This is a genomic window from Thioalkalivibrio sp. ALJ12 (assembly GCF_000378305.1).
Classification (GTDB): domain Bacteria; phylum Pseudomonadota; class Gammaproteobacteria; order Ectothiorhodospirales; family Ectothiorhodospiraceae; genus Thioalkalivibrio.
On the sequence record NZ_KB899538.1, the window covers coordinates 1386586 to 1409792 of the forward strand.

The window sequence follows — 23207 nt, forward strand, 5'->3', positions numbered from 1 at the left end:
CGTCTGACGCGCCCTGCTTGCCGTTTTCTTACAAGTTGCGTGCCAGATCGCAGAGCCCGCTCGCGCCTGCCGCTGGCGGCGGGTTGTGCCACGACAGGACTGCCACAAATGGCAGTCGTGGGGTTTTTGCTGCCATGAATGGCAGTCACAGCGGCGCTGTGGCGAGCGGGTGCGGGCGGTTGTCTTCGAGGCCGGTTGCCGCCTGCCGGGCCCGCGAGCGGGAGGCGGGCTTGCTGGCACGGTACTTGTAAGGACGCGGTAGCTGCGTCCGGACGGCGCACCCTGACAATGGAGGAACGCCATGGAGCTCGACCCCATACTGCTATCACGAATCCAGTTTGCATTCGTGGTCTCGTTTCACGCCATCTTCCCGGTCTTTACCATCGGGCTGGCGTCGTTCATCGCCTTCCTGGAGTTTCGCGCCTGGAAGACCGGCGATGCGATCTACACCCAGATCTCGAAGTTCTGGATCAAGATCTTCGCGGTCGTGTTCGGGATGGGGGTGGTCTCCGGGCTGGTGATGTCGTTCCAGTTCGGGACCAACTGGAGTGCGTTCTCCTATGCGACCGCCAACTTCCTCGGGCCGGTGCTCTCCTACGAGGTGCTGACGGCCTTCTTCCTCGAGGCGGCCTTCCTGGGCGTGCTGCTGTTCGGCCGTGACCGGGTACCGCAGGGCGTGCACCTGTTCGCGGCGCTGATGGTGGCGCTGGGTACCTTCATTTCCTCGTTCTGGATCCTGGTCGCCAACAGCTGGATGCAGACCCCGGTGGGCTTCGAGTTGCAGGACGGTGTCTTCCACGTGACCTCCTGGATCACCGCGATCTTCAACCCGAGCTTCTGGCCGCGCTTCTTCCATATGGGCCTGGCCTCGCTGCTGACCGCGGGTTTCGTGGTCGCCGGCGTCTCGGCCTGGTACCTGCTGCGCCAGCGCGATGTGCTGGTCAACCGCAAGGCGCTGGGCACCACGATGTGGGTGTTGCTGCTGGCGGCCCCGGCCCAGCTGGTGGTGGGCGACATCCATGGCCTGAATACCTTTGAACATCAGCCGACCAAGGTCGCGGCGATGGAGGGCGTCTGGGAGACCGAACGCGGGGCACCGCTGCTGCTGTTCGCGATCCCGGATTCGGCCAACGAGACCAACCACTTCGAGATCGGTATCCCGAAGATGGCCAGTTTCATCCTGACCCACGAGCTGGATGGCGAGGTCCCTGGCCTGCTGGAGGTACCCGCCGAGGAACGCCCGCCGGTGGGAATCACCTTCTGGTCGTTCCGCATCATGGTCGCGATCGGGATGGTGATGATCCTGTTCGTGCTGGCCGGTGCCTGGCTGCGCTTCCGGCGCCGCATGTTCGCCTCGCCGCGTTTCCTGCGGGGTCTGACCTGGATGATCCCGGCCCCGTTCATCGCGGTGGTCGCCGGCTGGTTCGTGACCGAGACCGGGCGCGCACCCTGGCTGGTCTACGGCGTGATGACCCATGCCGAGGGCATCACCCCGGCGCTGACGGGAGGCATGGCCCTGTTCACGCTGATCGGCTACGTGCTGGTCTACGCCGCCGTGTTCACGGCTGGCGTCTACTACCTGGTGCGTATCGTGCAGAAGGGACCGGAGACCACCGAGGTCCGGCAGGCCCCGGCCCACGCGAAACGGCCCTGGTCCGCGGCCGATACCTCGATCGACGACGCCGCTACCGGCGCTGCAAGGAGCTGATCCATGGAAACCACGCTTGATATCACGCTGATCTGGGTGGTCATCATTGCCGTCGGCATCATCGCCTACGTGCTGATGGACGGGTTTGATCTGGGGGTCGGGATCCTGTTCCCGTTCGCCCCGGGCGAGACCTCGCGCGATGTGATGATGAACTCGGTCGCCCCGGTCTGGGACGGCAACGAGACCTGGCTAATCCTCGGCGGGGCGGGGCTGCTGGCGGCCTTCCCGCTGGTGTACTCGGTGTTCCTGCCGGCCCTGTATATCGGCGTCTTCCTGATGCTGGCGGGGCTGATCTTCCGCGGGGTGGCGTTCGAGTTCCGGTTCAAGGCCAATACCTCCAAGGGGTTGTGGAACGTGGCCTTTGCCGCGGGGTCGGCGGTGGCGGCGTTTGCCCAGGGGGCCGTGGTGGGCGCCTACATCCAGGGCTTCGAGATGGAGGGTCTGAGCTTTGCCGGCGGGCCGCTGGACTGGCTGACGCCGTTCACCGTGCTGACCGGTATCGGTCTGCTGGCGGGCTATGCGCTGCTGGGCGCGACCTGGCTGATCGTCAAGACCGATGGCGAGACCCAGGCCTTTGCCTATCGCGTGGTGCCTGGCCTGCTGGCCCTGGTCCTGGTGGTGTTCGCGGCGGTGAGCCTGATCACGCCGTTTATTGACCCGAAGGTGATGGAACGCTGGATGGGCACCTGGCAGTACCTGTGGGTCCTGCCGGCGCTGGCCCTGTTGTCCGCCTGGATACTGATCCGGGCGGTGCGGCGGCGTGACGAGGGGATCCCGTTCGTAGCGACGATCGCCCTGTTCATTACGACCTATCTGGGGCTTCTGGTCAGCAAGTGGCCGTATGTGGTGCCGCCGGACCACACCTTCTGGGATGCGGCGTCGTCCCCGGATGCACAGTTGTTTATCCTGGTCGGGGCGCTGTTCGTGATCCCCATCATCCTGGGGTACACGGCCTGGACGTACTGGGTCTTCCGCGGCAAGGTGACGCCCGAGACCGGGTACCACTAAGCGGGATCCGTAGAGACCGGCCGTGATGCCACTGAACGTACCTCGGTTGAGCGTGTCTATTGGGCAGAGTCATCGGAGGACCACCGCCGCGGCGCCTCCCCTGGATACCTGGCCCATGCGAGAAGACGTGACGATTAGCCGACTGGCGATTCCGTGTGGCAACGAGACGGACCTCTCGGCGATGCGACAGATGATGGAGGCCTTTCGCGAGCCCTCCATCCTGTTGTCGCCCGATTACCGGATCCTGGCCGCGAATACGGCCTACCAGAGGGTCTACGGCACGGATGCCGATGGCTCTTCCCGGGCCTGCTATGAGGCCTCGCACGGCTATCAGCGTCCGTGCGACGAGGCCGGGGAAGCCTGTCCGCTCCAGGCTGCGCTCGCCAGCCGCCGCCGGGAACGTGTCCTGCATGTGCATCACACGGCGCAGGGCCGCGAGCACGTGGACGTCGAGCTGACTCCGATCCTGGGGGCGGAGGGGGCTGTTCGCTATTTCGTCGAGCGCCTCCATCATCTGCCCGTATCCAGCCCGCAGAACGGGGCCACCGGGCTGGTCGGGCGTTCGCGGGCGTTCAATACCATGCTGGGCTTGATCAGTCGCGTGGCACCCAGCAATGCCTCGGCGCTGCTGCTGGGTGAGTCCGGTACCGGCAAGGAGTTGATCGCCCGGGCGATCCACGAAGAGAGCCCGCGCCGCGACAAGCCGTTTGTCGCGGTTGAGTGCTCCGGACTGACCGAGACCTTGTTCGAGAGCGAGTTGTTCGGCCACGAGAAGGGGGCCTTCACGGGTGCGGCCTCGGCCAAGGTCGGGCTGGTCGAGGCCGCGTCCGGCGGCACGCTGTTCCTGGACGAGGTGGGCGATATCCCATTGGGCCAGCAGGTGAAGCTGCTGCGCCTGCTGGAGACGCACGCCTACCGCCGGGTCGGCGGAATCGAGTCTCGGAGTGCGGATTTTCGACTGGTTTGTGCCACCCACCGGGATCTGGAGGCGATGGTGCGGGCCGGCGAGTTTCGCGAAGACCTGTTCTACCGGATCAATACCTTCCCCATCGAGGTGCCGCCGCTGCGCCAGCGCAGCGGCGATATCCCGCTGCTCGTCGAGGCCATGCTGGATCGCTCCGAGCTGGTGCCGCGTCCGACGATGGAGGACGACGCGATCCGGGTTTTGGAGGGATATGCCTTCCCCGGCAACGTGCGTGAACTGCGCAACATCCTGGAACGCGCGGCCCTGCTGGCGGATGGCGGTCCGATCCGGCCGGAGCACCTGCCAGGCCCGGTGCGCCAGCAGGCCACGCGCGCCGAATCGGGTGCGGCCGGAGAAGGTTACGCGGAGTTGGTCCATCCGCGGGAACTGCGTCCGCTGGATCAGATCGAGCGCGAGTATCTGCGTCACGCCCTGGCGGTACACCAGGGTGATCGGCGGAGCCTCGCGCGCCGGCTGGGCCTGAGCGAGCGCAGCCTGTACCGGCGCTTGCGGGAACTGGATCGAGACGGCTGATCCGGCGGCCCCAGGTACGGGTTCTGACGGGCCGCCTGCGGTGAGTGTTCCCGTCTGCGCAGTATGCCGCGGTCGGAGAAACCTGAATCGCGCGTGGTGCTGCAGGGTCGCAGGAGCTGCATAACCACAACTCCCGAACACCAGAAGGGCCGCGCCCGCCCGGCCGGCCGATGGTGATGTGATGCCCCAGGCATCAGAAATACCGAATATTCCCAACCACCAACACGAGGTGAACTGATGAAAAAGACGACCATTGCACTGTCTCTCTCGGCTGCGCTGCTGGCCGCACCGCTCACGGCGGCAGCCGAGTCGCTTTCGTTTGGCGAGGAGCAGACCGTTCGCGCCATGGCGGGCGGCAATGTCGGACAGGCCATTGCGAGCATGATGGAGGCCGAGTCGCTGGCCGTGGTCAACAACCGTTCCGCGATCTGTGGCGCGCTGACCGGCGGTCTCGGGGCCGGGATGCTGGCCGCCAACCCGGAGGCCGGGTTCAGCATCGCGGGCATGGAAGGGCCCGAGGATGCCGCCGACGCAGTAGCGGCGATCGGTGACGCCGAGGTGACCTATCTCGCCTTTGGCGCCGGTGCCAGCCGTGACGACAACGTGGCCCTGGCCCACGCCCTGCTCGGCGAGCTCGCGAAGGCCGAGTGGGACGGCACGTTGATGCTGCATATCTCCACCTGGATGCAGCAGCAGGTACAGGCCGCGGCGGAGATGGACGAGGCGGTTGCCGAATACCTGACCGGGCGCCCGATGGTTGCGCTGATGCCCGATGTGGAGGCCGGCGAGGCCGTGATGCTGCGCGTGTCCTTCGACGGCTCGGAATTTACCACCGAGGAGATGGGGCGCCAGCCGATGCGTGACGACCTGGCCGAGCTCTTTCGCCGCATGTAGTGACGGGTGGGCCGCTCGGGGCGGGGTGCCCTTGTTGCGGCTCGTCTTAGGTGCCGGCTATCGAGGCCTTAGAGAATTAGTAATAGCTAATGCAGTGGGGTCGCGATACCTTGGTTTCCACGGGGAGCCGAGACGGCCCCGAAACTTGCAAACCATTGATTATCAAGAAAGGAGTACATCATGGCACTTCGACTGGGTGATACCGCCCCGAACTTCCAGATTGACACCACCAAGGGCAAGATCGATTTCCACGAGTGGATCGGCGATTCCTGGTGCTTCTTCTTCAGCCATCCGGCCGACTTCACGCCGGTGTGCACCACCGAGATGGGCCGCACTGCCCAGCTCGCGCAGCAGTTCGCGGATCGCAACGTGAAGCCGCTGGGCCTGTCCACGGATACCGTCGACGAGCACAACAAGTGGATCGAGGACGTCAACGACACCCAGAACACCACGCTGGAGTTCCCGATCGTTGCCGACGCCGACAAGAAGATCTCCGAGCTCTACGAGATGATCCACCCGGGCGAGAGCGAGACTGCCGCGGTGCGTTCGGTCTACATTATCGACCCGAACAAGAAGATCCGGCTGATGATGACCTACCCGATGTCGGTGGGCCGCAACTTCGACGAGATCCTGCGCGTGATCGATGCGCTGCAGACCGGAGACCAGCACGGCATCGCTACGCCGGCCGACTGGACCCCGGGCGATCGCGTGATCATCCCGCCGACGGTCAGCAACGAGGATGCGCAGAAGAAGTTCCCGCAGGGCTTCGAGGAGATCCGCTCCTACCTGCGCTACACCCAGGTCTGACTCCGACCTGAAGCCTTGGCGTCCGCCCGGCATTGCCGGTCGGACGTCATTGACCAAGCTGTCAGAGGCCCCATTACGGGGCCTTTCTTGGTTGGGGAGAGTGATACGCGTTCGGTCGACTGTCCCTGCTCCTCGGACCGTTCAGAAAGCTGTCCCGCCAATACCGACAAGACGCAAGGGATCGGCTTCTCGAATTCGGGCCCCGGCCCCTTGATTCCTGTGCGCAGCGGAACCCTGTCCCGGACCACCGAGTCCACGGACATGTATGGATGCAACAGGAGTTCGCGGGATGAGCAAGACGATACTGATGGTGGTGACCAGTCACGGCGAGATCGGCGACGGCCACGCGACCGGCGTGTGGTTTGACGAGTTCTCGGTGCCCTATGACCGCTTCCGCAAGGCCGGTTTCGAGATCAAGGTGGCCAGTCCCAAGGGCGGGCCCGTCCCTCTGGATCCCAAGAGCCTGGAGTCGAATCATCCCGGACCGGCGGCCGTCGCCGCGCAGGAGGCCCTGGACGACACGATCCATCTCGATGAAGGCATGCACCACGATGCCTACGCGGCAATCTTCTTCCCCGGTGGGCACGGCACGATGTTCGATCTGCCGGAGAATCCGCATGTGCAGCGCCTGGTCGGCGAGTTTCTGGAGAACGACAAGGTCGTGGGCGCGGTGTGTCACGGGCCGGCCTGTCTGGTCGGCGCGATGCTGAAAGACGGCAGTCCGGCAGTGAAGGGGCGCAAGGTGGCCGCGTTCACCAACAGCGAAGAGAAGGCGGTACAGCTCGATCAGGCCGTGCCGTTTCTGCTGCAGGACCGCCTGGCCGAACTGGGTGGGGAGGTCGAGACCGCCGAGGACTGGACCGACCATGTCGTGGTGGATGGCAAACTGGTGACGGGGCAGAACCCGCAGTCCAGCAAGAGCGTGGCCGACGCGATCGTGCGCCTACTGCGTGAAGCCGGCTGATTGGGCGCCGATGACAAGCGGACCGGGGCCTTCTGGGCCCCGTTTTTTTGCTTGTTGAGTGAACGAGGTTCAAATCTTGGTTCCGATTCGGTAGTCTGCGCCGATGGGCACCGAGAATCGAAAGCAGCGCGAGCGCGAGGCGCGCGAGACCCTCTTTGTCGAAAAGGCCCACGAGCTGATCCGCTCGGAGGGCCTTTTGGCGTTGCAGATGTCGCGTCTGGCGGCCGCCTGCGAGTACGCGACCGGCACGCTGTACCAGCATTTCAACTCGAAGGAAGATCTGCTGGCGGCCGTCGCGACCCGGGCAACGCGTCAGCGTGCGGAGCTGTTTCGGTGCATTCCTCGGCTGCCGCTGGGAACCCGTTCACGAATGCTGGCGATGGTGCTGGCCGATATCGATTTCGCGCAGGCGAATCCGGACTACTATCGATTGACCCAATTCGTGACGACAGAGGTGGTCTGGGCGAGTACGTCGGAGGCGCGGCGGCAGGAGTTGCTTGATGCGGCTCAACCGATCAGCCAGGCGATCAACGCCATCGTGGCCGAGGCGCGGGCGAACAAGGACCTGCCACCGGCCCAGGAGATGGGCGAGGAAGAGATGGGGCTGGGGCCGTGGGCGCTGAATACCGGGATGCAGGCGCTCGCGAATGCCCAGGGGCTGCTGGATGCCTACGATATCCACCGCCCGTATGAACACTTGATCCGCCATACCCATGCGCTGCTGACCGGCTGGCGCTGGGAGCCGCGAATCGATCCAGACGAACCCTCGGTCGTGCGCGCCGAGACGGAGCGGGTGCGCGCGATCGTGCGCGAGCACATTCCTGAGGCAAATTCATGAGCAAGCGATTCTTCCTGATGCTGCTGGGCGTAGCCCTGGTCCTGGGTGGCATCTTTGGTTTCAAGGCCTTCGTGGATCAGCAGATCGCGGAGTTCTTTGACGAGATGCCGGAGCCGACTGCGACCATCAACGCGGCGACCGTGGAGACCGATCGCTGGGCCCCGCAGCTGCGTGCGGTGGGGGACCTGGAGGCGGTGCAGGGGGCCACGCTGAGTTTCGAGGCACAGGGCATTGTTGACCGCATCCATTTTGCCAATGGGGCCTTCGCCGAGGCGGGCGAGACGCTGGTCGAACTCGACACCGAGCTGGACGAGGCGGAGCTGGAAAGCCTGCGCGCCGAGGCGCAGCTCGCGGCGCGCGAGCTGGAACGGGCGCGGGGCCTGGTGCAGCGCAACGATATTTCCGACTCGGAGTTCCAGCGCCGCGCGACCGAGGCGCAACAGGCCGAGGCGGCGGTCAAGGCACAGGATGCCCGTATTCGCCAGAAGCGTCTGCGGGCGCCCTTTGACGGGCAGCTGGGTATCCGTCAGGTGAACGAGGGCCAGTTTGTCGGCCCGGGCGACCCGATTGTGGTGCTGGAGTCCCTGGACCCGCTGTATGTGAACTTCACGTTGCCCGAACGCCGGCTGGCGAATGTCGAGCTGGGGCAGTCGGTCGAGGTCACCGTCGATGCCTATGGCGAGACCTTCGAGGGGCAGATTACCGCGATCGAGCCGCGTGTCCGTGCTGCCTCGCGGATGTTCCGCGTGCAGGCGATGATCACCAACGAGGACCATCGGCTGCGCCCCGGTCAGTTCGCCCGCGTCACGCTGCAGCGTGGCGAGCCGGAGGAGGGGCTGGTGGTCCCGCAGACGGCCATCCGTTTCGCACCCTGGGGCAACTCGGTGTTCGTGATCTTTGAAGACGATGACGGCGACAAGCGTGTGGAGCAGCGCCTGGTGGAGATCGGTGAGCGACGCGGTGACCTGGTGCGCATCGTGGATGGCCTGGAAGAGGGCGACGAGATTGCGGTCAGCGGTCTGCTGAAGCTCCAGAACGATACCCCCGTGAAGATCACGGAGGATGCCCAGCCCGATGCCGAACGCGATCCGCGGCCAGCGAATCGCTGAGCGGGCCCGCGATGATGCGCTTTACCGATATCTTTATTCAGAAGCCCGTGCTGGCCACTGTGGTCAGCCTGTTCATCCTGCTGTTCGGGGTGCGGGCGGTGTTCGACCTGAACGTGCGCCAGTTCCCCGAGGTGCAGAACGCGGTGGTCACGGTCAGCACCGCCTATATCGGCGCGGATGCGGACCTGGTACAGGGATTCATCACCACGCCGATGGAGCGCGAGATCGCCGAGGCGGAGGGGATCGACTACATCGTGTCCAACAGCCTGCCGGGGATAAGCACGGTGCAGGCGTTCCTGGAGCTGGACTACGATCCGAACCAGGCGCTGACGCAGATCTCCGCCCAGGTGGACAAGATTCGCAGCGATCTGCCATCGGAGGCCGAGGACCCGGTGGTGGATCTCTCCGTGGGTCAGGATGTGGCGGCGATGTACCTGTCGTTCTATTCCGAGCGCCTCTCCAACAATCAGACCACCGACTACCTGATTCGCGAGGTGCAGCCGGAGCTGGCCACCGTTAACGGCGTTCAGCGGGCCGAGATCCTCGGCGATCAGAGCTTTGCGATGCGCGCCTGGCTGGACGCCAATCGCATGGCGGCCTATGGCGTAACCGGGCGCGACGTTCGGTCGGCGCTGGAGGGCAACAATGTCCTCTCCGCGGTGGGGCAGACCAAGGGCTCGATGGTGAGCCTGGACCTGACCGCGGATACCGACCTGCAGACCCCGGAGGCGTTCGAGCAGCTGATCCTGTTCGAGCAGGAGGGCGACCTGGTGCGTCTTGGCGATATCGCCGAGGTGGAGCTGGGGTCGGAGAACTACGACACCTCGGTGCGCTTCAACGGTCAGGCGGCGACGTTCATCGGCATCGAGCTGGCGCCGGATGCCAATGCCCTGGAGGTGATCGCGGATGTACGCGAGATCTTCGAGGAGCGCATCGAGCCGCGCCTGCCCTCCGGGCTGGAGGGCGAGATCGTTTATGACTCCACCGAATACATCGAGAGCGCGATCGACGAGGTGTTGACGACCATCGTGCTGGCGCTGCTGATCGTGCTGGTCGTGATTTATCTGTTTCTTGGCTCGTGGCGCAGTGTGCTGATCCCGGCGGTGGCGGTACCGCTGTCCCTGATCGGGACCTTCATGCTGATGCTCCTGATGGGGTTCTCGCTGAACCTGCTGACGCTGCTGGCGATGGTGCTGGCCATCGGCATCGTGGTCGATGACGCGATCATCATGCTGGAGAACATCTCGCGGCATATCGAGGAGGGCATGTCGCGCATGGACGCGGCGATCCAGGGGGCGCGCGAGCTCGCGTGGCCGATTGTCGCGATGTCGACCACGCTGGTGGCGGTCTTCCTGCCGCTGGGGTTCATCGGCGGCCTGACCGGCACGCTCTTCATCGAGTTTGCGTTTACCCTGGCGGCGACGGTCGTGATCTCGGGGATTGTCGCGATCACGCTGTCGCCAATGATGTGTTCGAAAATCCTGCGCGATGGTTCGGTCGAGCGGCGCGGGCGCATCGAGTCGTGGCTGGACGCGCGCTTTGACAGCCTGCGCGAGCGCTATCGCCGACGGCTGCACGGGGCACTGAATGACCGCTTCACCGTCGCCGCCTTCGGCGCCATCGTGCTGGTGTCCTGCTACTTCCTGTTCGTGACTTCGCAGACCGAGCTGGAGCCGCAGGAGGACCAGGGTTTCGCCTTCTCGATCATGGAAGGCGATGCCTACATGGGGATCGATTACCTGGAGCGCAACACCGCGCTGACCGACGGCTTTTTCGACCGCATCCCCGAGCTCGACAACATCTTTATCGTGAACGGCTTTGGCGGCGGACCCGGTATGGCCGGGGCGACCAACCAGGCCCTGGGCGGTTTCGTTATGGCGCCCTGGGATCAGCGTGACCGAACGACTGCCAAGATCCTGGAAGAGGACCTGCAGCCGGCGCTGGAAGGGCTGCCAGGGCTCGAGGTGTTCGCGATCCAGCCGCCGCAGCTGCCGACCCCGGGGCAGGGCGCGCCGGTCAGCGTTGTGTTCGGCTCCACCAGCTCGTTCGAGGAGTTGAACGAGCTGAGTCAGGAGATCAAGGACCGGGCGATGGAGACGGGTCGGTTCATCTTCCTCGATACCGATCTCAACTTCGACCAGCCACGGGTGGATCTGAAGATTGACCGCGAGCGTGCCTCGCAGCTTGGCATCGACATGGCGACGCTGAATGCCGATCTGGCGACGTATCTCTCCGGCGGGTTCGCCGGGCGGTTTGCGATGGAGAACCGCAGTTATCGCGTGATCCCGCAGGTCCAGCGTTCCGACCGCCTGACGCCGGAGCAGCTTGAGGAGCTGTACACGCGCACCGCGGACGGCGAGCCGATACCGTTGTCCAGCATCGTGACGCTGGAAGAGACGGTCACGCCGCGCCAGCTCAACCGCTTCCAGCAGCTGAACGCGGTGACCCTGCAGGGGGTGCCACGGCCCGGCGTCACCCTCGGGGAGGCGCTGGACATCATCGACCGGATTGCCGCCGAGGTGCTGCCGCCCGATGTGAACGTGGACTATGCCGGCGAGTCGCGGCAGCTGAAGGCCGAGGGTGGGGATCTGGTCGTCACGTTCTTCTTCGCGCTGGTCGTGATCTTCCTGGTGCTGGCCGCGCAGTTCGAGTCGTTCCGTGATCCCTTGATCATTCTGACCACGGTGCCGATGTCGATCGCCGGCGCCCTGATCTTCATCAGCCTGGGTGTGACCTCGCTGAACATCTATACACAGGTGGGTCTGCTGACCCTGATCGGGCTGATCGCCAAGCACGGCATCCTGATCGTGGAGTTCGCCAACCAGTTGCAGCGTCAGGGGCGACCCTTGCGCGATGCGATCGAGGAGGCGGCCAGCCTGCGGCTGCGGCCCATCCTGATGACGACCACGGCGACCGTGGTGGCGATGGTGCCGCTGCTGATGGCGACCGGTGCTGGTGCCGGCTCGCGCTTCGCAATGGGCCTGGTGATTGCGGCGGGCATGGCGATCGGCACGTTGTTCACGCTCTTCGTGGTCCCGGCCATCTATACCTATGTGGCGCGCGATCACTACGCCGACACGCTAGAGGCGCAGGAGGCCGATGCGGGTCCTGCCTGATCGTCGGTGCGCGCGCCCCGGCAGAGGGGCGCGGGCTCCGATCACGCTGTGGTCTAAAGAGCATGCATTGACTGCGGTCATGGACTACAATCAGCGACCGCATTCCCCGCTGAGGCTGCCGAGCAGGCGCCGGGCGCTGATGCGAACAGAACCCCCATGCCGCTCCGCGGAACTCTGCGGACCGGTCCTTCTATAAACGAAAGTCTATTGGTCGTATCTAGATTATTTATTTGTTATTAGCAGTGCGCCTTCCTAATCTAGGCGACCGTCACGATTAACCAACGCGTAGGAGAAAGCCACATGGCCGCCAAGAAGTACTCCGCGGGCGTCAAGGATTACCGCGAAACCTACTGGATGCCGGAATACATGCCGCTGGATACCGATCTGCTGGCATGTTTCAAGATCACCCCGCAGCCGGGCATCGACCGCGAAGAAGCCGCGGCCGCCGTGGCCGCCGAGTCCTCCACCGGTACCTGGACCACGGTGTGGACCGACCTCCTGACGGATATGGACTACTACAAGGGCCGTGCCTACTCCATTGAGGACGTGCCGGGTGACGACGAGTCCTTCTACGCGTTCATCGCCTACCCGATCGACCTGTTCGAAGAAGGTTCGATGGTGAATGTGTTCACCTCGCTGGTCGGTAACGTGTTCGGCTTCAAGGCCATCCGTGCCCTGCGTCTGGAAGACGTGCGCTTCCCGATGGCCTACGTGAAGACCTGCGGTGGTCCGCCCTCCGGTATCCAGGTTGAGCGTGACAAGCTGAACAAGTACGGCCGTCCGATGCTGGGCTGCACCATCAAGCCGAAGCTGGGTCTGTCCGCGAAGAACTACGGCCGCGCCGTGTACGAGTGCCTGCGTGGCGGCCTCGACTTCACCAAGGACGACGAGAACATCAACTCGCAGCCGTTCATGCGCTGGCGTGACCGCTTCGAGTTCGTGCAGGAAGCGACCGAAAAGGCCGAGGCCGAAACCGGCGAGCGCAAGGGTCACTACCTGAACGTCACCGCGCCGACCCCGGAAGAGATGTACAAGCGTGCCGAGTTCGCCAAGGAAATTGGCGCGCCGATCATCATGCACGACTACATCACCGGCGGCTTCTGCGCCAACACGGGTCTGGCCAACTGGTGCCGCGACAACGGCGTGCTGCTGCACATCCACCGTGCGATGCACGCGGTGCTCGACCGTCATCCGAAGCACGGTATCCACTTCCGTGTGCTGGCGAAGATCCTGCGTCTGTCCGGTGGTGACCACCTGCACACCGGCACCGTGGTCGGCAAGCTGGAAGGCGACCGTGCCGCGACCCTGGGCTGGATCGACCTGCTGCGTGAATCCTTCATCCCGGAAGACCGCTCGCGCGGCATCTTCTTTGATCAGGATTGGGGCTCCATGCCGGGCGTGTTCGCCGTGGCCTCTGGTGGTATCCACGTCTGGCACATGCCGGCCCTGGTCTCCATCTTCGGCGACGACTCCGTGCTCCAGTTCGGCGGCGGTACGCTGGGCCATCCGTGGGGTAACGCCCCGGGTGCGGCGGCCAACCGTGTGGCGCTGGAAGCCTGTGTCCAGGCGCGTAACGAAGGTCGGGACATCGAGAAGGAAGGCAAGGACATCCTGACTCAGGCGGCGCAGCACAGCCCCGAACTGAAGATCGCCATGGAAACGTGGAAAGAGATCAAGTTCGAGTTCGACACCGTCGACAAGCTGGATACCCAGCACAAGTGATCGTCCGAGCGCGGGCGGCGCTAGTGCGCCGTCCGTGCCCAGAAAGAACCAGAGCACAGGATTACCGACATGTCTGATATCCAGAACTTCAAGCAGTCGCAGAAGTACGAGACCTTCTCCTATCTGCCGGAGATGAATGCCGACCAGGTGCGCAAGCAGATCGAATACTGCCTCGCGCAGGGCTGGAACCCGGCGATCGAGTACAGCGAAAAAGAAAACGCCATGGCCCACTACTGGTACATGTGGAAGCTGCCCTTCTTTGGCGAGCAGTCCGTGGAAGCGGTGCTGTCCGAGATTGAAGAATGCCGCCGTGCCAACCCGGGCATGATGGTGCGCTTCATTGCGTACGATAACTACGCCCAGAGTCAGGGCATGGCCTTCGTGGTCGACCGCGGTCGCTAAGACCCCGGTTCGGTGGAGGCCGGGTGCCTGTGGCACCCGGCCCGTCCATCAAGCGTTATTACCGTTGCTGCCGCCAACTGTAAGGAAGTGCCATGAGTAATCCGACATCCGCGTCTGAAGGTCTCTCGGGTCGCGAACTCGCCCGGGAACGGCGCAAGGCCATGTCTCATAATGGCAAGGCTGCCGTGAAGCCGACCGGCCAAACCAAGGGAACGTCGCGTTCTGCCGCGGCCGCGCAAAAGGCGCGCCAGGCTCAGCGTGTTTCCGAACCGGCCCCCCAGGCGCGGGAGCCGGAGTCGCACTCCAGCGAATCTCAGCCGTCGACCTCGTTCGAGGTCGGCAGCAGCGCACCTGCGCGCCGTCCGGAACCGGGCGCGCACGCCGGTGCGTCGAACGGCCGCCAGGCCGCTCTTGAGCGCCGCCAGAAGATGGCGCGCCAGGGCAAGAAGGCGGTCGGTCGCTCCAATACCCGTGCGCGGGCCCTCGGCGGTTTGGCCCGTGGCGGTTCCGACCGGTCGCGTCAGCTTGAAGCGCTGTCGCAGAACCAGGGTATGGAAATCGACTGTTCCAACATGAGCGGGCGCGAAATCTGCCGCCTGCGCCGTCAGGCCCTGGCGACCGATGGCAAAAAGGCCATGGCGGCCGAGCCGCGCCGTGAAGACCTGCTGAAAGGCCAGGGTTCCTTCGCGCCGTCTGCACAGGAAGAGAAAAAGGGCTGTGGCTGTGGCTGCAAGGACGAGAAGTCCGAGCGCAACGACACCTATAGCGCGGTGACCCCCGAAAGCGACACCGTCGTGGAAAGTGGCCTTGACCAGTTGTGCGACAAGGTGGAGTCCGGTGGCGAGTCCGCGGGTCCGCATCCGGTGATCTCCGAGGTCCGCGCGATCTGCATGGCGCGCCGCGAGGCGATGGCACAGAACGGCAAGCGTGCGACCAAGCGCCGTTTCAACGGCTCCAAGGGCCGCGGTGCCATGCCGCAGGAAGGCGCGTGGAAGGCTGCGAAACGCAAGGGTATGTCCACTCGCGAGGTAGCACGCCAGCGTCGTGAAGAGCTGTGCACGATTGGTCGCGGTTCTTCGGATCCGGGTCGTCCCTGTGGTCGTCCCCGTGGTCAGACGAGCGAAGCACCGCCGAAGGTGGAAGAGGGCACGACCCTCGCCGGTGGTCACATTAGCGGCACGCAAGTCGAGTCGACGCGCAGCGTCACCGGCGCCGAAGCGGGCAGCTGCTCCAACATTACCGGGACCGAGTACCTGGGCCTCGAGCACTACGAGCGCTACTGCGATGTGCGCCCGAGTGCCAACCCGGCCAAGGTGGGGCACTCCCACACCAGCCGCGGCCAGGAAGTCAGTGGTACCGAGGTCGGGCGCTCTGCCCGTGTAACGGGGGACGAGTCCGGCTCTTGCGAAGCGATCACCGGCACCGAGTACCTGAGCAGCGAGCAGTACGAAGGCTTCTGCGGCACCCGTGCGCCGAACAGCGCGCCGCGCACCAGCGTGATGGTGACCCGTCATGGCGAGGGTGTGTCGGGTACGAGCGTCGGCCGTAGCCCGCGTGTCACCGGTGACGAGTCGGGCTCCTGCCGCGACATCACCGGTACCGAGTACCTGAATACGCAGGCGAGCGAGGTTCCGTGTAACACGGGAAAGTCCAACGGAGCGCCGATGAAGGTCGGCGTCATGCATACGCTTCGCGGTCGTGAATTGACCGGGACAGAAGTCGGGCGCTCCTCGCGTGTCACCGGTGACGAGTACGGCAGCTGCAAGCCGGTCACCGGGACCGAATACATCGGTACGGAACAGTTCAAGGGCATGTGCGGTACCCGCCCGGAGCCGACGCCGGCCAAGGTGCAGGAGCTGCACACGATGGAAGACCAGAGCGTGACGGGTACGGCCGTGGGTCGCAGCTCGAAGGTGACGGGTGACGAGTCCGGATCCTGCCGCCCCCTGACGGGTACCCCGTACTACAACCAGGCGGATTTCGGTGACCTGTGTGACCGTCCGGCCGCCGGTGGTGTGCCGAAGGTGGGCGTGATGCACACGCTGCGGGGTCGGGAAGTCTCCGGCACGCAGCTGGATAGCTCGCTGCGCGTGACCGGTGACGAATACGGCGGCTGCAAGCCGATCACCGGTACCGAGTATGTCGGGTCCGAGCATTACGACGCCTTCTGTGGCTCCCGTCCGCAGGCCGGCCCGGAAAAAGTCTCCGTGAGCCGCACCTGGAACCAGCAGAACGTCTCGGGTACGTCCGTGGGCCGCTCGGCACGGGTCACCGGTGACGAGTACGGTGCGTGCAAACCGGTTTCTGGCACGCCCTACATCGGCGCTGACCAGTACGAGGCTTATTGCGAGCCGCGTGATATGCAGACGGCGCACACCCGCGTGGCCGAACGCCATGCGACGCCGGGGCATCCGGTTTCCGGGAGCCAGCCGGGTTATGACGAGCGCGTGACGGGCACCGAACGCGGTGCATGTCAGGACGTGTCCGGTGCGCCGTATGTCGGGGCGAACGAATTTGCCGCGACCTGTCCGACGGCCGCTGGCAGCTTGCACCCGCGTCTGCGTCCGGAAGGCCAGGCCGCAGTAGCCGCACCGGTGGCCGACGTGCCGGCGCAGGCGATGCCGAATGACGGCTTCAGTGTTCAAAGCCCGGCCCGCGAAGCCTTGGCGCGCCGCGAGCGTCGTGTGACCGGTACTGCATACGGTGCCTCGGGTGGCATTACCGGGCCGATCAACAAGGCGACGGGCCTGGTGTCCGGGACCGAGGAGTTCCGCTATCAGCCGGATCGTCACCAGCCGGTACCGGCTCAGGCTGAAGATGTGGCCAAGATTGGTGCCGAACGTGTGACCGTTAACGGGAGCAGCAACGGTGTGACCATCACGGGCGATGACTGGGCCCGTGGAAGCAGCGTCACCGGCACCGAAGGGTTCGCCACGCGTCGTAACGCGACGCAAAAGGGCAACCCGCGTGGTGAAGGCCGTAGTGCCTATGCCAATCGTGAGCTCGAGCGCAAGGAAGTGCCGATGAGCAAGATCACCGGTTCCTCCGGGAATAGTGGCAGCGGTTCGCTGGTGACCCTGTCCGGCGGTGCCCGCGGCTAAGCGGCGAGTAAGGAGGCAATACGACCACGATGGTGCGCCGAGGCCGCCGCAAGACTTCCGCCTTTGGCACGCGTTACGCGACGCCACGGGGAAGTGCCGTCCGGTCGCCGGTGGCACAAGGGGCGAATTCGGCTGCTGCGCAACCTCTGGTTAGCGCAGTGCCGCCGAAGGCGCCGGCGCCGATGGACGTGCCTTCTGTGCTGAAGCCCGGGCATCCGCTGGCGGATGTCGCCGACAACGAACGGCTGTACGCGTTCGAGAGTGGGTTTCGCGATCGCTTCGCGAATCTGGTGCCAGTACTGAAAGAGGTCCATGCGCTGCAACACGAGCGGGACTTCGAGGAAAAGGCGCAACGGATTGTCGAGGATAACCTCGGGTATCGGTTGCCGGAACGCGTCCTGGAGGATGCGTGGATCAACGATCTGGACACGCGCGAACTGTACCTGCACGGCACGTTCGAGCTGTTTGATCAGCTGGTCAATGAATACTGGGCGGGTCGGGATGACCTGGTGGACGAGGCGGAACGCGCGATTGCGTACTTCCTCGACTGCGATTTCCACGAAGTGGACATCTCGCCCTGTTCCGACGGGCGGCTGTTGAGCCTGCGGCGTTTTATTCTGCGCCTGCCGGATCTGGCTGTTCGGGTTAAGAGTTATGCCGGTGCGCAGTTCGACATCGAAGAGGATGTCCGCCACTGGACGAAACGCGAGCTGTTGCGGTTCCGCGAAGGACGGCCGACCACGGCGGATGTGCCGAGTCGATACCTGAAGATCGCGGCGTACCACTACAGCAGTGCGGACCCGCACCATCAGGGGTGCGCGGCGCACGGCAACAGTGAGCGGGACGCGGCGGATGCCGCTCTCCGGCAGCTGCGGGCGTTTCGTCAGGCGATCGAGAACACCTACTGCTGTGGGGCCTCGGTCGATACGCTGCTGATTGGCGTGGATACGGATACGGATGCCGTGAAGATCCATATCCCGGACGCCGACACGCGGATGAGTCTGTACCGCTTCGTGGATAGCGCGAAGGTGTACCGGGAGACGCAGGACCTGGATGGCCGTGACGCGGAACTGCGCGTGTATCAGGCGATCCAGGACGCGATCCACCAGCAAGGCTGGGGTCACGGCAACGGTGGGCCGCACGAGGGGATGCTTCGGCTGATCTCGCGGCTGTTGCTGAACAATATTTCGCAGCTCGATTACGTGGCGCGCTACCACAACGGGCATTACGCCGATGTGGGGCACCGCGAGCGGGTGATCATCGTCGGCCAGGAAGTCGAGGAGATGCAGGTACGCAACTTTGCCTACTTCGCGCACCTGGAAACGATGGAAGAAGGCGCCCACGGGATGGATGTGGGGGTGAACAAGATCTTTCGGCAGCTGAATGTCGAGCGGGGCCTGCCGGTACCGGTGGTGATCCATTACCGCTACGACCGCAAGGTGCCGGGGTCGCGCGAGCGGGTCGAGGCCCGCTGCCGGCGGATCCGCGACCAGATCATGGCGCGCTATCGCGAACTGGCCGAAAAGGGCCTGATCGGGTGCCACATGGTGATTCGCGACAAGCGCAGCGGCAGCCAGTTGGAACCGCTCGCCGGTTGAGCTAACGGGACACGGAATGAAGATCTGCAAGGTAGAGAAGACGCTGGTTTCGACCAACCGGATCCGGGATCTGGGTCACCGTCCCTTGCTGGTGGTCCAGGAGAAGGCCGGGGGTCCGCGCACGGTCGCGGTGGACGCGGTCGGTTGTGTGCCCGGGGACTGGGTGATCGTGGTCGGATCGTCCGCGGCGCGCGAGGCGGCCGGCAGCAAGGAATACCCCAGTGACGCGACGATCGTCGGGATCATCGATTACTGGGAGGAGCAGTAGCTCCATGGAAATTATGCAGGTGCAGGACGAACTGGTGGTCACGCGTCGTGTGGACGGCCTTCAGACCATGTCGCTGCGCGTGCTGGTGGATCAAAAGGGTGCGCTCAGCGTCGCCGTGGATCCAGTTGGTGCGCACCCGGGCAATTGGGTGTTCACGATCTCTGGATCGGCCGCGCGCTACGCGCTCGATGACCCCAAGGTGACAACCGATCTGACGATCGGCGGCATCATCGACCAGTGGGACGATGGTGGCAGGAAAGCGGAAGGGTCGACGAACAAGGCTGGACAAGACCAGACCGATGCACAGCGCTCTGCTGGTACCCACAAGGCGGCTTGAGCGTCATTTTAATTGGAAAAACTGTAACTCCAGGAGAAAGAGAAATGGCAACTGAACGTTTTGGTGTGGCGCTGGGCATGATCGAGACCCGTGGTCTGGTGCCGGCGATTGAAGCCGCTGATGCAATGACCAAGGCCTCTGAAGTGCGCCTGATTGGTCGCCAGTTTGTCGGTGGTGGCTACGTGACCGTGCTGGTCCGTGGCGAGACCGGTGCCGTGAACGCCGCCGTGCGTGCCGGTGCGGATTCCTGCGAGCGTGTGGGTGACGGCCTGGTGGCTGCGCACATCATTGCCCGCGTGCATTCCGAAGTGGAAAGCATCCTGCCCGAGCAGGTTGAAAAGTAATTCATCAGTAACGCTTGATAGGAGTTAAGTAATGGCTAGCGAAAACTTTGGTGTGGCCCTCGGCATGATCGAGACCCGTGGTCTGGTCCCGGCGATTGAAGCTGCCGATGCGATGACCAAGGCCTCGGAAGTGCGCCTGATCGGTCGTCAGTTCGTCGGTGGCGGTTACGTGACCGTTCTGGTGCGTGGCGAGACCGGCGCTGTGAACGCTGCGGTGCGTGCCGGCGCGGATTCCTGCGAGCGTGTGGGTGACGGCCTGGTGGCTGCGCACATCATTGCCCGTGTGCATTCCGAGGTGGAAAACATCCTCCCGGAAAAGCCGTAAGTCCCTGCGGCGGATAAACGCCGCCGTGGCTGATCGGCCCGGCGGCCCGTTTGTAAAAGAGGTTAGCAATGGCGAGCGAAATTTCTGGTGTGGCCCTGGGCATGATCGAGACCCGTGGTCTGGTGCCGGCAATTGAAGCGGCGGATGCGATGACCAAGGCCTCGGAAGTGCGCCTGATCGGTCGTCAGTTCGTCGGTGGTGGCTACGTGACGGTTCTGGTGCGTGGCGAGACCGGTGCCGTGAATGCGGCGGTGCGTGCCGGTGCGGATTCCTGCGAGCGTGTGGGCGACGGCCTGGTGGCTGCGCACATCATTGCCCGTGTCCACTCCGAAGTGGAAAGCATCCTGCCGAAGGCCCCGACGGCCGACGGCTCGGCCAGCTGAGGCAACCTCGATGGCGGATCCGCGGATCGTGGGTTACCTGAACCGCGCGGTGGCGCATGAGCTGTCCGCGGTTCAGCAGTATCTGGCCCAGGCGCGATTGACGGCGATGTGGGGCATGAGCGATGTCAGCGAATGCCTGCGTCGGGACGCCCAGGAGGAACTGGACCATGCGGATCGATTCATGACCCGCATGTTTCACCATGGGGTTGCCCCCAACGGGAGCCAGCTGGCACCCGTGCGGCTGGGGCGCTCGATGGCCGAATTGCTGGAGCGCAACCGCGAACTGGAGATGGAAGCCGTGCGCCTGTATGACGAGGCGGCGGTCTACTGTCGGCGCGTGGGTGCGGTGGCCGATGCCGAGTTGTTCGAGAGGATCCTCGAGGAAGAACTCGAACATGTGCGCGAGATCGACGCACAGGAAGTCGCGGCCCGCTAGGGGTACGCCTGTCCAACGTTCTGGAGTAGTACATGGCGGATAGCGATCTCGTGGTGCCGGCCGGCTGGGAGCCGGGCAAGGGCTCCTCGGCGACCATCAGCAAGCAGTTCACCTTCGACCGTTACGGCATCACGCGCGAGTTTCTCGATCGGGTAGCCGAGTTGTCGGAGGAGGATGGCTATCATCCCAATATCAGTTTCGGTACGACGTATGTGAACATCACCATTGATGCGCGCGACGGCGACCGGATTGGCGAGGCGGATCAGCGTTTCGCGCAAGAGGTGGATCGGCTGGCCAGCGAAACGACTGGCTGACCGACCATCACGTCAGAGTCCACGAACTGGACCCGTCCGGTTCCTGGCCCTAGGAGGCTGATACGTGGGTTCCCGGGTATTCGCGGTAGTCAATCAGAAGGGGGGTACCGGCAAGACCACCCTCTCCATGAACCTCGCCGCCGGTCTGGCGCGCCGAGGACGCACCCTGGTGGTCGATGCGGATCCGCAGGGATCGGCCGGCCAGTGGGCGCGCATGTCCTCGGACGACCGTCCCTTTCCGGCCTCCGTGTTCGCCGTCGCGGGTCCGCTGGATCGCGAACTCAAGGCGCTGCGCAAGGATTACGATCACATCGTGGTGGACTGCCCGCCGACCCTGGAGGGTGGTGCGGTGACTGCCGCGCTCGCGGGCTCGGATGTCGTGTTGATCCCTGTTCTGCCATCCCCCGTTGATCTTTGGGGCAGTGTGCGGATGGGGCGCGGTCTGGAGGAGGCGCAGATGAAGAACCGGTCGCTGCGCCCCTATGTCGTGATCAACCAGCTCGAGGTCCGCAGTGCGCTGTCGCGTGCGATGAAGCATGCACTGATGGAGATCGACATCCCCGCCCTGGAGCAGTCGCTCCGCCGGCGGGCCATCTACCGGCGTTCCGCGCTGGAAGGCTGTTCCGTGTACGACCTGGGCAAACCGGGCGAACCGGCGGCCGAGGAGATCGAAGCCATCATCGAGGAGGTGTCGCAATGAGCAATCTGCAAGACAAGCTGGCGGCCGGTGTGCGCAGCGCCCGGGAAGACCAGAACAAGGACAGCAATGCTGCGTCGGATAACGCGCTGAAGAAAGACACCAGCACGACCCCTGCGAGCGCGCAAACGCATCAGGCGGCCAGCACCAAGGCAGCCGCAACGAAAAAGGCCGCGACGCCCAAAAGCACGGCGCGCAAGACGGCGACCCGCAAGGCCTCTACGACCAAGCGCAAGGCCCCGGCCAAAAAGCCGGCCGCACAGGCCACACGCAAGACGTCCGCCACGAAGCCGGCGGCCAAGAAGTCCAGCGGCTCTGGCGCCAGCCGCGGAGGTCGCACCACCGCCGAGCTCAATCCGGGCAAGGCGAAGGCGACGGCCGACGAGCCGTGGAAGAACCTGCACCCGAATCGTATCTGGCCGGACTGAGTCAGGGCGTTTCGGGGCCGGGGCTGGGCGGGGTGCTGGGCATCCCGTCCCCCGGCCTTTTTTGATTGAGGAGTCTGGGCAATGCAAGACGATCTGCGCGATCACCTGATCACGGAAGAGCCGTATTACCAGCCGGTCGCGGACGAGATCGAGCTGTACGAGGCGGCGTATTCGGTGCGCATGCCGATGATGCTGAAGGGGCCGACGGGCTGCGGGAAGACCCGCTTCGTCGAGCACATGGCCTGGAAGCTCGGCAAGCCGCTGATTACGGTCGCCTGTAACGAGGACATGACGGCTTCCGATCTGGTCGGGCGTTATCTGCTCGATGCCGATGGCACGCGCTGGCAGGACGGTCCGTTGACCCTGGCCGCGCGCCACGGGGCGATCTGCTACCTCGACGAGATTGTCGAGGCCCGGCAGGACACCACGGTAGTGATCCACCCGTTGACCGACAATCGCCGCGTGCTGCCGCTGGAAAAGAAGGGCGAGATGGTCCAGGCGCACGCGGATTTCCAGGTCGTCATTTCCTACAACCCGGGTTATCAGAGCCTGATGAAGGATCTGAAGCAGTCGACCAAGCAGCGCTTCGGCGCGCTGGATTTCGACTACCCGGATCACGAGACCGAGGCGAAGATCGTCGCTCACGAGGGCAAGATCAACGAGGAGATGGCCGGCAAGCTGGTCAGCGTGGCCGAGCGCGCGCGCAACCTGAAGGGCCATGGCCTGGACGAGGGCATCTCCACCCGCATGCTGGTCTACGCCGCCTCGCTGATCGCCAAGGGCGTGGAGCCGCTAGGCGCCTGCCGCATGGCGCTCGTGCGGCCGATCACCGACGATCCGGACATGCGCGACGCGCTGGATTCGGCCGTCACCACGTTCTTCTAGCGCACCGCGCGGCGTACCCGTACCG

At 64.5% G+C, this 23207-nt stretch carries 23 protein-coding genes; all 23 read left to right on the top strand.

What is annotated here, in order from left to right; translation table 11 throughout:
• Nucleotides 1-301: 301 nt before the first annotated feature.
• The 23 genes from F467_RS0106605 to F467_RS0106715 all read left to right on the top strand — a co-directional run bounded on the left by F467_RS0106605 (nt 302) and on the right by F467_RS0106715 (nt 23182).
• On the top strand, nt 302-1708 hold the full coding sequence (locus tag F467_RS0106605; RefSeq protein WP_018138859.1) for a cytochrome ubiquinol oxidase subunit I: 1407 nt from the start codon (nt 302-304) through the stop codon (nt 1706-1708).
• A 3-nt stretch (nt 1709-1711) separates the two neighbouring features.
• Nucleotides 1712-2716, top strand: a complete 1005-nt coding sequence (gene cydB, locus F467_RS0106610; protein ID WP_018138858.1) for a cytochrome d ubiquinol oxidase subunit II — start codon at nt 1712-1714, stop codon at nt 2714-2716.
• A gap of 115 nt (nt 2717-2831) precedes the next feature.
• Nucleotides 2832-4214, top strand: a complete 1383-nt coding sequence (locus F467_RS0106615; RefSeq protein ID WP_018138857.1) for a sigma-54-dependent Fis family transcriptional regulator — start codon at nt 2832-2834, stop codon at nt 4212-4214.
• A gap of 237 nt (nt 4215-4451) precedes the next feature.
• Nucleotides 4452-5108, top strand: a complete 657-nt coding sequence (locus tag F467_RS0106620; protein ID WP_018138856.1) for a hypothetical protein — start codon at nt 4452-4454, stop codon at nt 5106-5108.
• A gap of 180 nt (nt 5109-5288) precedes the next feature.
• Nucleotides 5289-5915, top strand: coding sequence for a peroxiredoxin (locus tag F467_RS0106625; protein WP_018138855.1), 627 nt, complete (start codon nt 5289-5291; stop codon nt 5913-5915).
• A gap of 289 nt (nt 5916-6204) precedes the next feature.
• The gene (locus F467_RS0106630; RefSeq protein WP_018138854.1) at nt 6205-6879 is read left to right on the top strand and encodes a type 1 glutamine amidotransferase domain-containing protein; all 675 of its coding nucleotides are present in this window, start codon (nt 6205-6207) and stop codon (nt 6877-6879) included.
• 103 nt (nt 6880-6982) lie between these two features.
• Complete coding sequence (locus F467_RS0106635) at nt 6983-7717, top strand: TetR/AcrR family transcriptional regulator (RefSeq protein ID WP_018138853.1); 735 nt, start codon at nt 6983-6985, stop codon at nt 7715-7717.
• The gene (locus tag F467_RS0106640) at nt 7714-8826 is read left to right on the top strand and encodes an efflux RND transporter periplasmic adaptor subunit (RefSeq protein ID WP_018138852.1); all 1113 of its coding nucleotides are present in this window, start codon (nt 7714-7716) and stop codon (nt 8824-8826) included. The genes F467_RS0106635 and F467_RS0106640 overlap by 4 nt, the downstream gene beginning before the upstream one ends.
• A gap of 14 nt (nt 8827-8840) precedes the next feature.
• Nucleotides 8841-11942 (top strand): efflux RND transporter permease subunit, encoded by a 3102-nt coding sequence (locus tag F467_RS0106645; RefSeq protein ID WP_018993631.1) that lies wholly within the window; start codon nt 8841-8843, stop codon nt 11940-11942.
• Nucleotides 11943-12242: 300 nt separating this feature from the next.
• Nucleotides 12243-13664 (top strand): form I ribulose bisphosphate carboxylase large subunit, encoded by a 1422-nt coding sequence (locus tag F467_RS0106650; RefSeq protein WP_012982269.1) that lies wholly within the window; start codon nt 12243-12245, stop codon nt 13662-13664.
• Between the two features lie 69 nt (nt 13665-13733).
• Nucleotides 13734-14066, top strand: coding sequence for a ribulose bisphosphate carboxylase small subunit (locus tag F467_RS0106655; RefSeq protein ID WP_018138850.1), 333 nt, complete (start codon nt 13734-13736; stop codon nt 14064-14066).
• Between the two features lie 161 nt (nt 14067-14227).
• Nucleotides 14228-17167 (top strand): CsoS2 family carboxysome shell protein, encoded by a 2940-nt coding sequence (locus tag F467_RS0106660; protein WP_018138849.1) that lies wholly within the window; start codon nt 14228-14230, stop codon nt 17165-17167.
• Nucleotides 17168-17349: 182 nt separating this feature from the next.
• Nucleotides 17350-18765: a carboxysome shell carbonic anhydrase gene (locus tag F467_RS0106665; protein ID WP_018138848.1), complete on the top strand. Its 1416-nt coding sequence runs from the start codon at nt 17350-17352 to the stop codon at nt 18763-18765.
• A gap of 16 nt (nt 18766-18781) precedes the next feature.
• Nucleotides 18782-19033 (top strand): carboxysome peptide A, encoded by a 252-nt coding sequence (locus F467_RS0106670; protein WP_012982273.1) that lies wholly within the window; start codon nt 18782-18784, stop codon nt 19031-19033.
• A gap of 4 nt (nt 19034-19037) precedes the next feature.
• Nucleotides 19038-19370, top strand: a complete 333-nt coding sequence (locus F467_RS0106675; protein WP_018138847.1) for a carboxysome peptide B — start codon at nt 19038-19040, stop codon at nt 19368-19370.
• A 44-nt stretch (nt 19371-19414) separates the two neighbouring features.
• Complete coding sequence (locus tag F467_RS0106680; protein WP_012982275.1) at nt 19415-19714, top strand: BMC domain-containing protein; 300 nt, start codon at nt 19415-19417, stop codon at nt 19712-19714.
• Between the two features lie 31 nt (nt 19715-19745).
• Nucleotides 19746-20039, top strand: coding sequence for a BMC domain-containing protein (locus F467_RS0106685; protein WP_012982276.1), 294 nt, complete (start codon nt 19746-19748; stop codon nt 20037-20039).
• 68 nt (nt 20040-20107) lie between these two features.
• The gene (locus tag F467_RS0106690; RefSeq protein WP_012982277.1) at nt 20108-20422 is read left to right on the top strand and encodes a BMC domain-containing protein; all 315 of its coding nucleotides are present in this window, start codon (nt 20108-20110) and stop codon (nt 20420-20422) included.
• Between the two features lie 10 nt (nt 20423-20432).
• On the top strand, nt 20433-20858 hold the full coding sequence (locus tag F467_RS0106695) for a bacterioferritin (protein ID WP_018138846.1): 426 nt from the start codon (nt 20433-20435) through the stop codon (nt 20856-20858).
• A 32-nt stretch (nt 20859-20890) separates the two neighbouring features.
• A complete protein-coding gene (locus tag F467_RS0106700; RefSeq protein ID WP_012982279.1) occupies nt 20891-21172 on the top strand; it encodes a 4a-hydroxytetrahydrobiopterin dehydratase in 282 nt (93 codons plus the stop codon).
• A gap of 64 nt (nt 21173-21236) precedes the next feature.
• Nucleotides 21237-21872: a ParA family partition ATPase gene (gene parA, locus F467_RS0106705; RefSeq protein ID WP_018138845.1), complete on the top strand. Its 636-nt coding sequence runs from the start codon at nt 21237-21239 to the stop codon at nt 21870-21872.
• Complete coding sequence (locus F467_RS0106710; RefSeq protein ID WP_018138844.1) at nt 21869-22297, top strand: hypothetical protein; 429 nt, start codon at nt 21869-21871, stop codon at nt 22295-22297. The genes parA and F467_RS0106710 overlap by 4 nt, the downstream gene beginning before the upstream one ends.
• Before the next feature lie 81 nt (nt 22298-22378).
• Entirely contained in the window at nt 22379-23182 is an 804-nt protein-coding gene (locus F467_RS0106715) for a CbbQ/NirQ/NorQ/GpvN family protein (protein ID WP_018138843.1), read from the top strand.
• Nucleotides 23183-23207 lie beyond the last annotated feature (25 nt).

What these genes read in the sequence shown, in the direction of transcription:
- F467_RS0106605 (WP_018138859.1), top strand. Translation starts at nt 302, where the DNA reads ATGGAGCTCGACCCCATACTGCTATCACGAATCCAGTTTGCATTCGTG.
- cydB (WP_018138858.1), top strand. Translation starts at nt 1,712, where the DNA reads ATGGAAACCACGCTTGATATCACGCTGATCTGGGTGGTCATCATTGCC.
- F467_RS0106615 (WP_018138857.1), top strand. Translation starts at nt 2,832, where the DNA reads ATGCGAGAAGACGTGACGATTAGCCGACTGGCGATTCCGTGTGGCAAC.
- F467_RS0106620 (WP_018138856.1), top strand. Translation starts at nt 4,452, where the DNA reads ATGAAAAAGACGACCATTGCACTGTCTCTCTCGGCTGCGCTGCTGGCC.
- F467_RS0106625 (WP_018138855.1), top strand. Translation starts at nt 5,289, where the DNA reads ATGGCACTTCGACTGGGTGATACCGCCCCGAACTTCCAGATTGACACC.
- F467_RS0106630 (WP_018138854.1), top strand. Translation starts at nt 6,205, where the DNA reads ATGAGCAAGACGATACTGATGGTGGTGACCAGTCACGGCGAGATCGGC.
- F467_RS0106635 (WP_018138853.1), top strand. Translation starts at nt 6,983, where the DNA reads ATGGGCACCGAGAATCGAAAGCAGCGCGAGCGCGAGGCGCGCGAGACC.
- F467_RS0106640 (WP_018138852.1), top strand. Translation starts at nt 7,714, where the DNA reads ATGAGCAAGCGATTCTTCCTGATGCTGCTGGGCGTAGCCCTGGTCCTG.
- F467_RS0106645 (WP_018993631.1), top strand. Translation starts at nt 8,841, where the DNA reads ATGCGCTTTACCGATATCTTTATTCAGAAGCCCGTGCTGGCCACTGTG.
- F467_RS0106650 (WP_012982269.1), top strand. Translation starts at nt 12,243, where the DNA reads ATGGCCGCCAAGAAGTACTCCGCGGGCGTCAAGGATTACCGCGAAACC.
- F467_RS0106655 (WP_018138850.1), top strand. Translation starts at nt 13,734, where the DNA reads ATGTCTGATATCCAGAACTTCAAGCAGTCGCAGAAGTACGAGACCTTC.
- F467_RS0106660 (WP_018138849.1), top strand. Translation starts at nt 14,228, where the DNA reads ATGTCTCATAATGGCAAGGCTGCCGTGAAGCCGACCGGCCAAACCAAG.
- F467_RS0106665 (WP_018138848.1), top strand. Translation starts at nt 17,350, where the DNA reads ATGGACGTGCCTTCTGTGCTGAAGCCCGGGCATCCGCTGGCGGATGTC.
- F467_RS0106670 (WP_012982273.1), top strand. Translation starts at nt 18,782, where the DNA reads ATGAAGATCTGCAAGGTAGAGAAGACGCTGGTTTCGACCAACCGGATC.
- F467_RS0106675 (WP_018138847.1), top strand. Translation starts at nt 19,038, where the DNA reads ATGGAAATTATGCAGGTGCAGGACGAACTGGTGGTCACGCGTCGTGTG.
- F467_RS0106680 (WP_012982275.1), top strand. Translation starts at nt 19,415, where the DNA reads ATGGCAACTGAACGTTTTGGTGTGGCGCTGGGCATGATCGAGACCCGT.
- F467_RS0106685 (WP_012982276.1), top strand. Translation starts at nt 19,746, where the DNA reads ATGGCTAGCGAAAACTTTGGTGTGGCCCTCGGCATGATCGAGACCCGT.
- F467_RS0106690 (WP_012982277.1), top strand. Translation starts at nt 20,108, where the DNA reads ATGGCGAGCGAAATTTCTGGTGTGGCCCTGGGCATGATCGAGACCCGT.
- F467_RS0106695 (WP_018138846.1), top strand. Translation starts at nt 20,433, where the DNA reads ATGGCGGATCCGCGGATCGTGGGTTACCTGAACCGCGCGGTGGCGCAT.
- F467_RS0106700 (WP_012982279.1), top strand. Translation starts at nt 20,891, where the DNA reads ATGGCGGATAGCGATCTCGTGGTGCCGGCCGGCTGGGAGCCGGGCAAG.
- F467_RS0106710 (WP_018138844.1), top strand. Translation starts at nt 21,869, where the DNA reads ATGAGCAATCTGCAAGACAAGCTGGCGGCCGGTGTGCGCAGCGCCCGG.
- F467_RS0106715 (WP_018138843.1), top strand. Translation starts at nt 22,379, where the DNA reads ATGCAAGACGATCTGCGCGATCACCTGATCACGGAAGAGCCGTATTAC.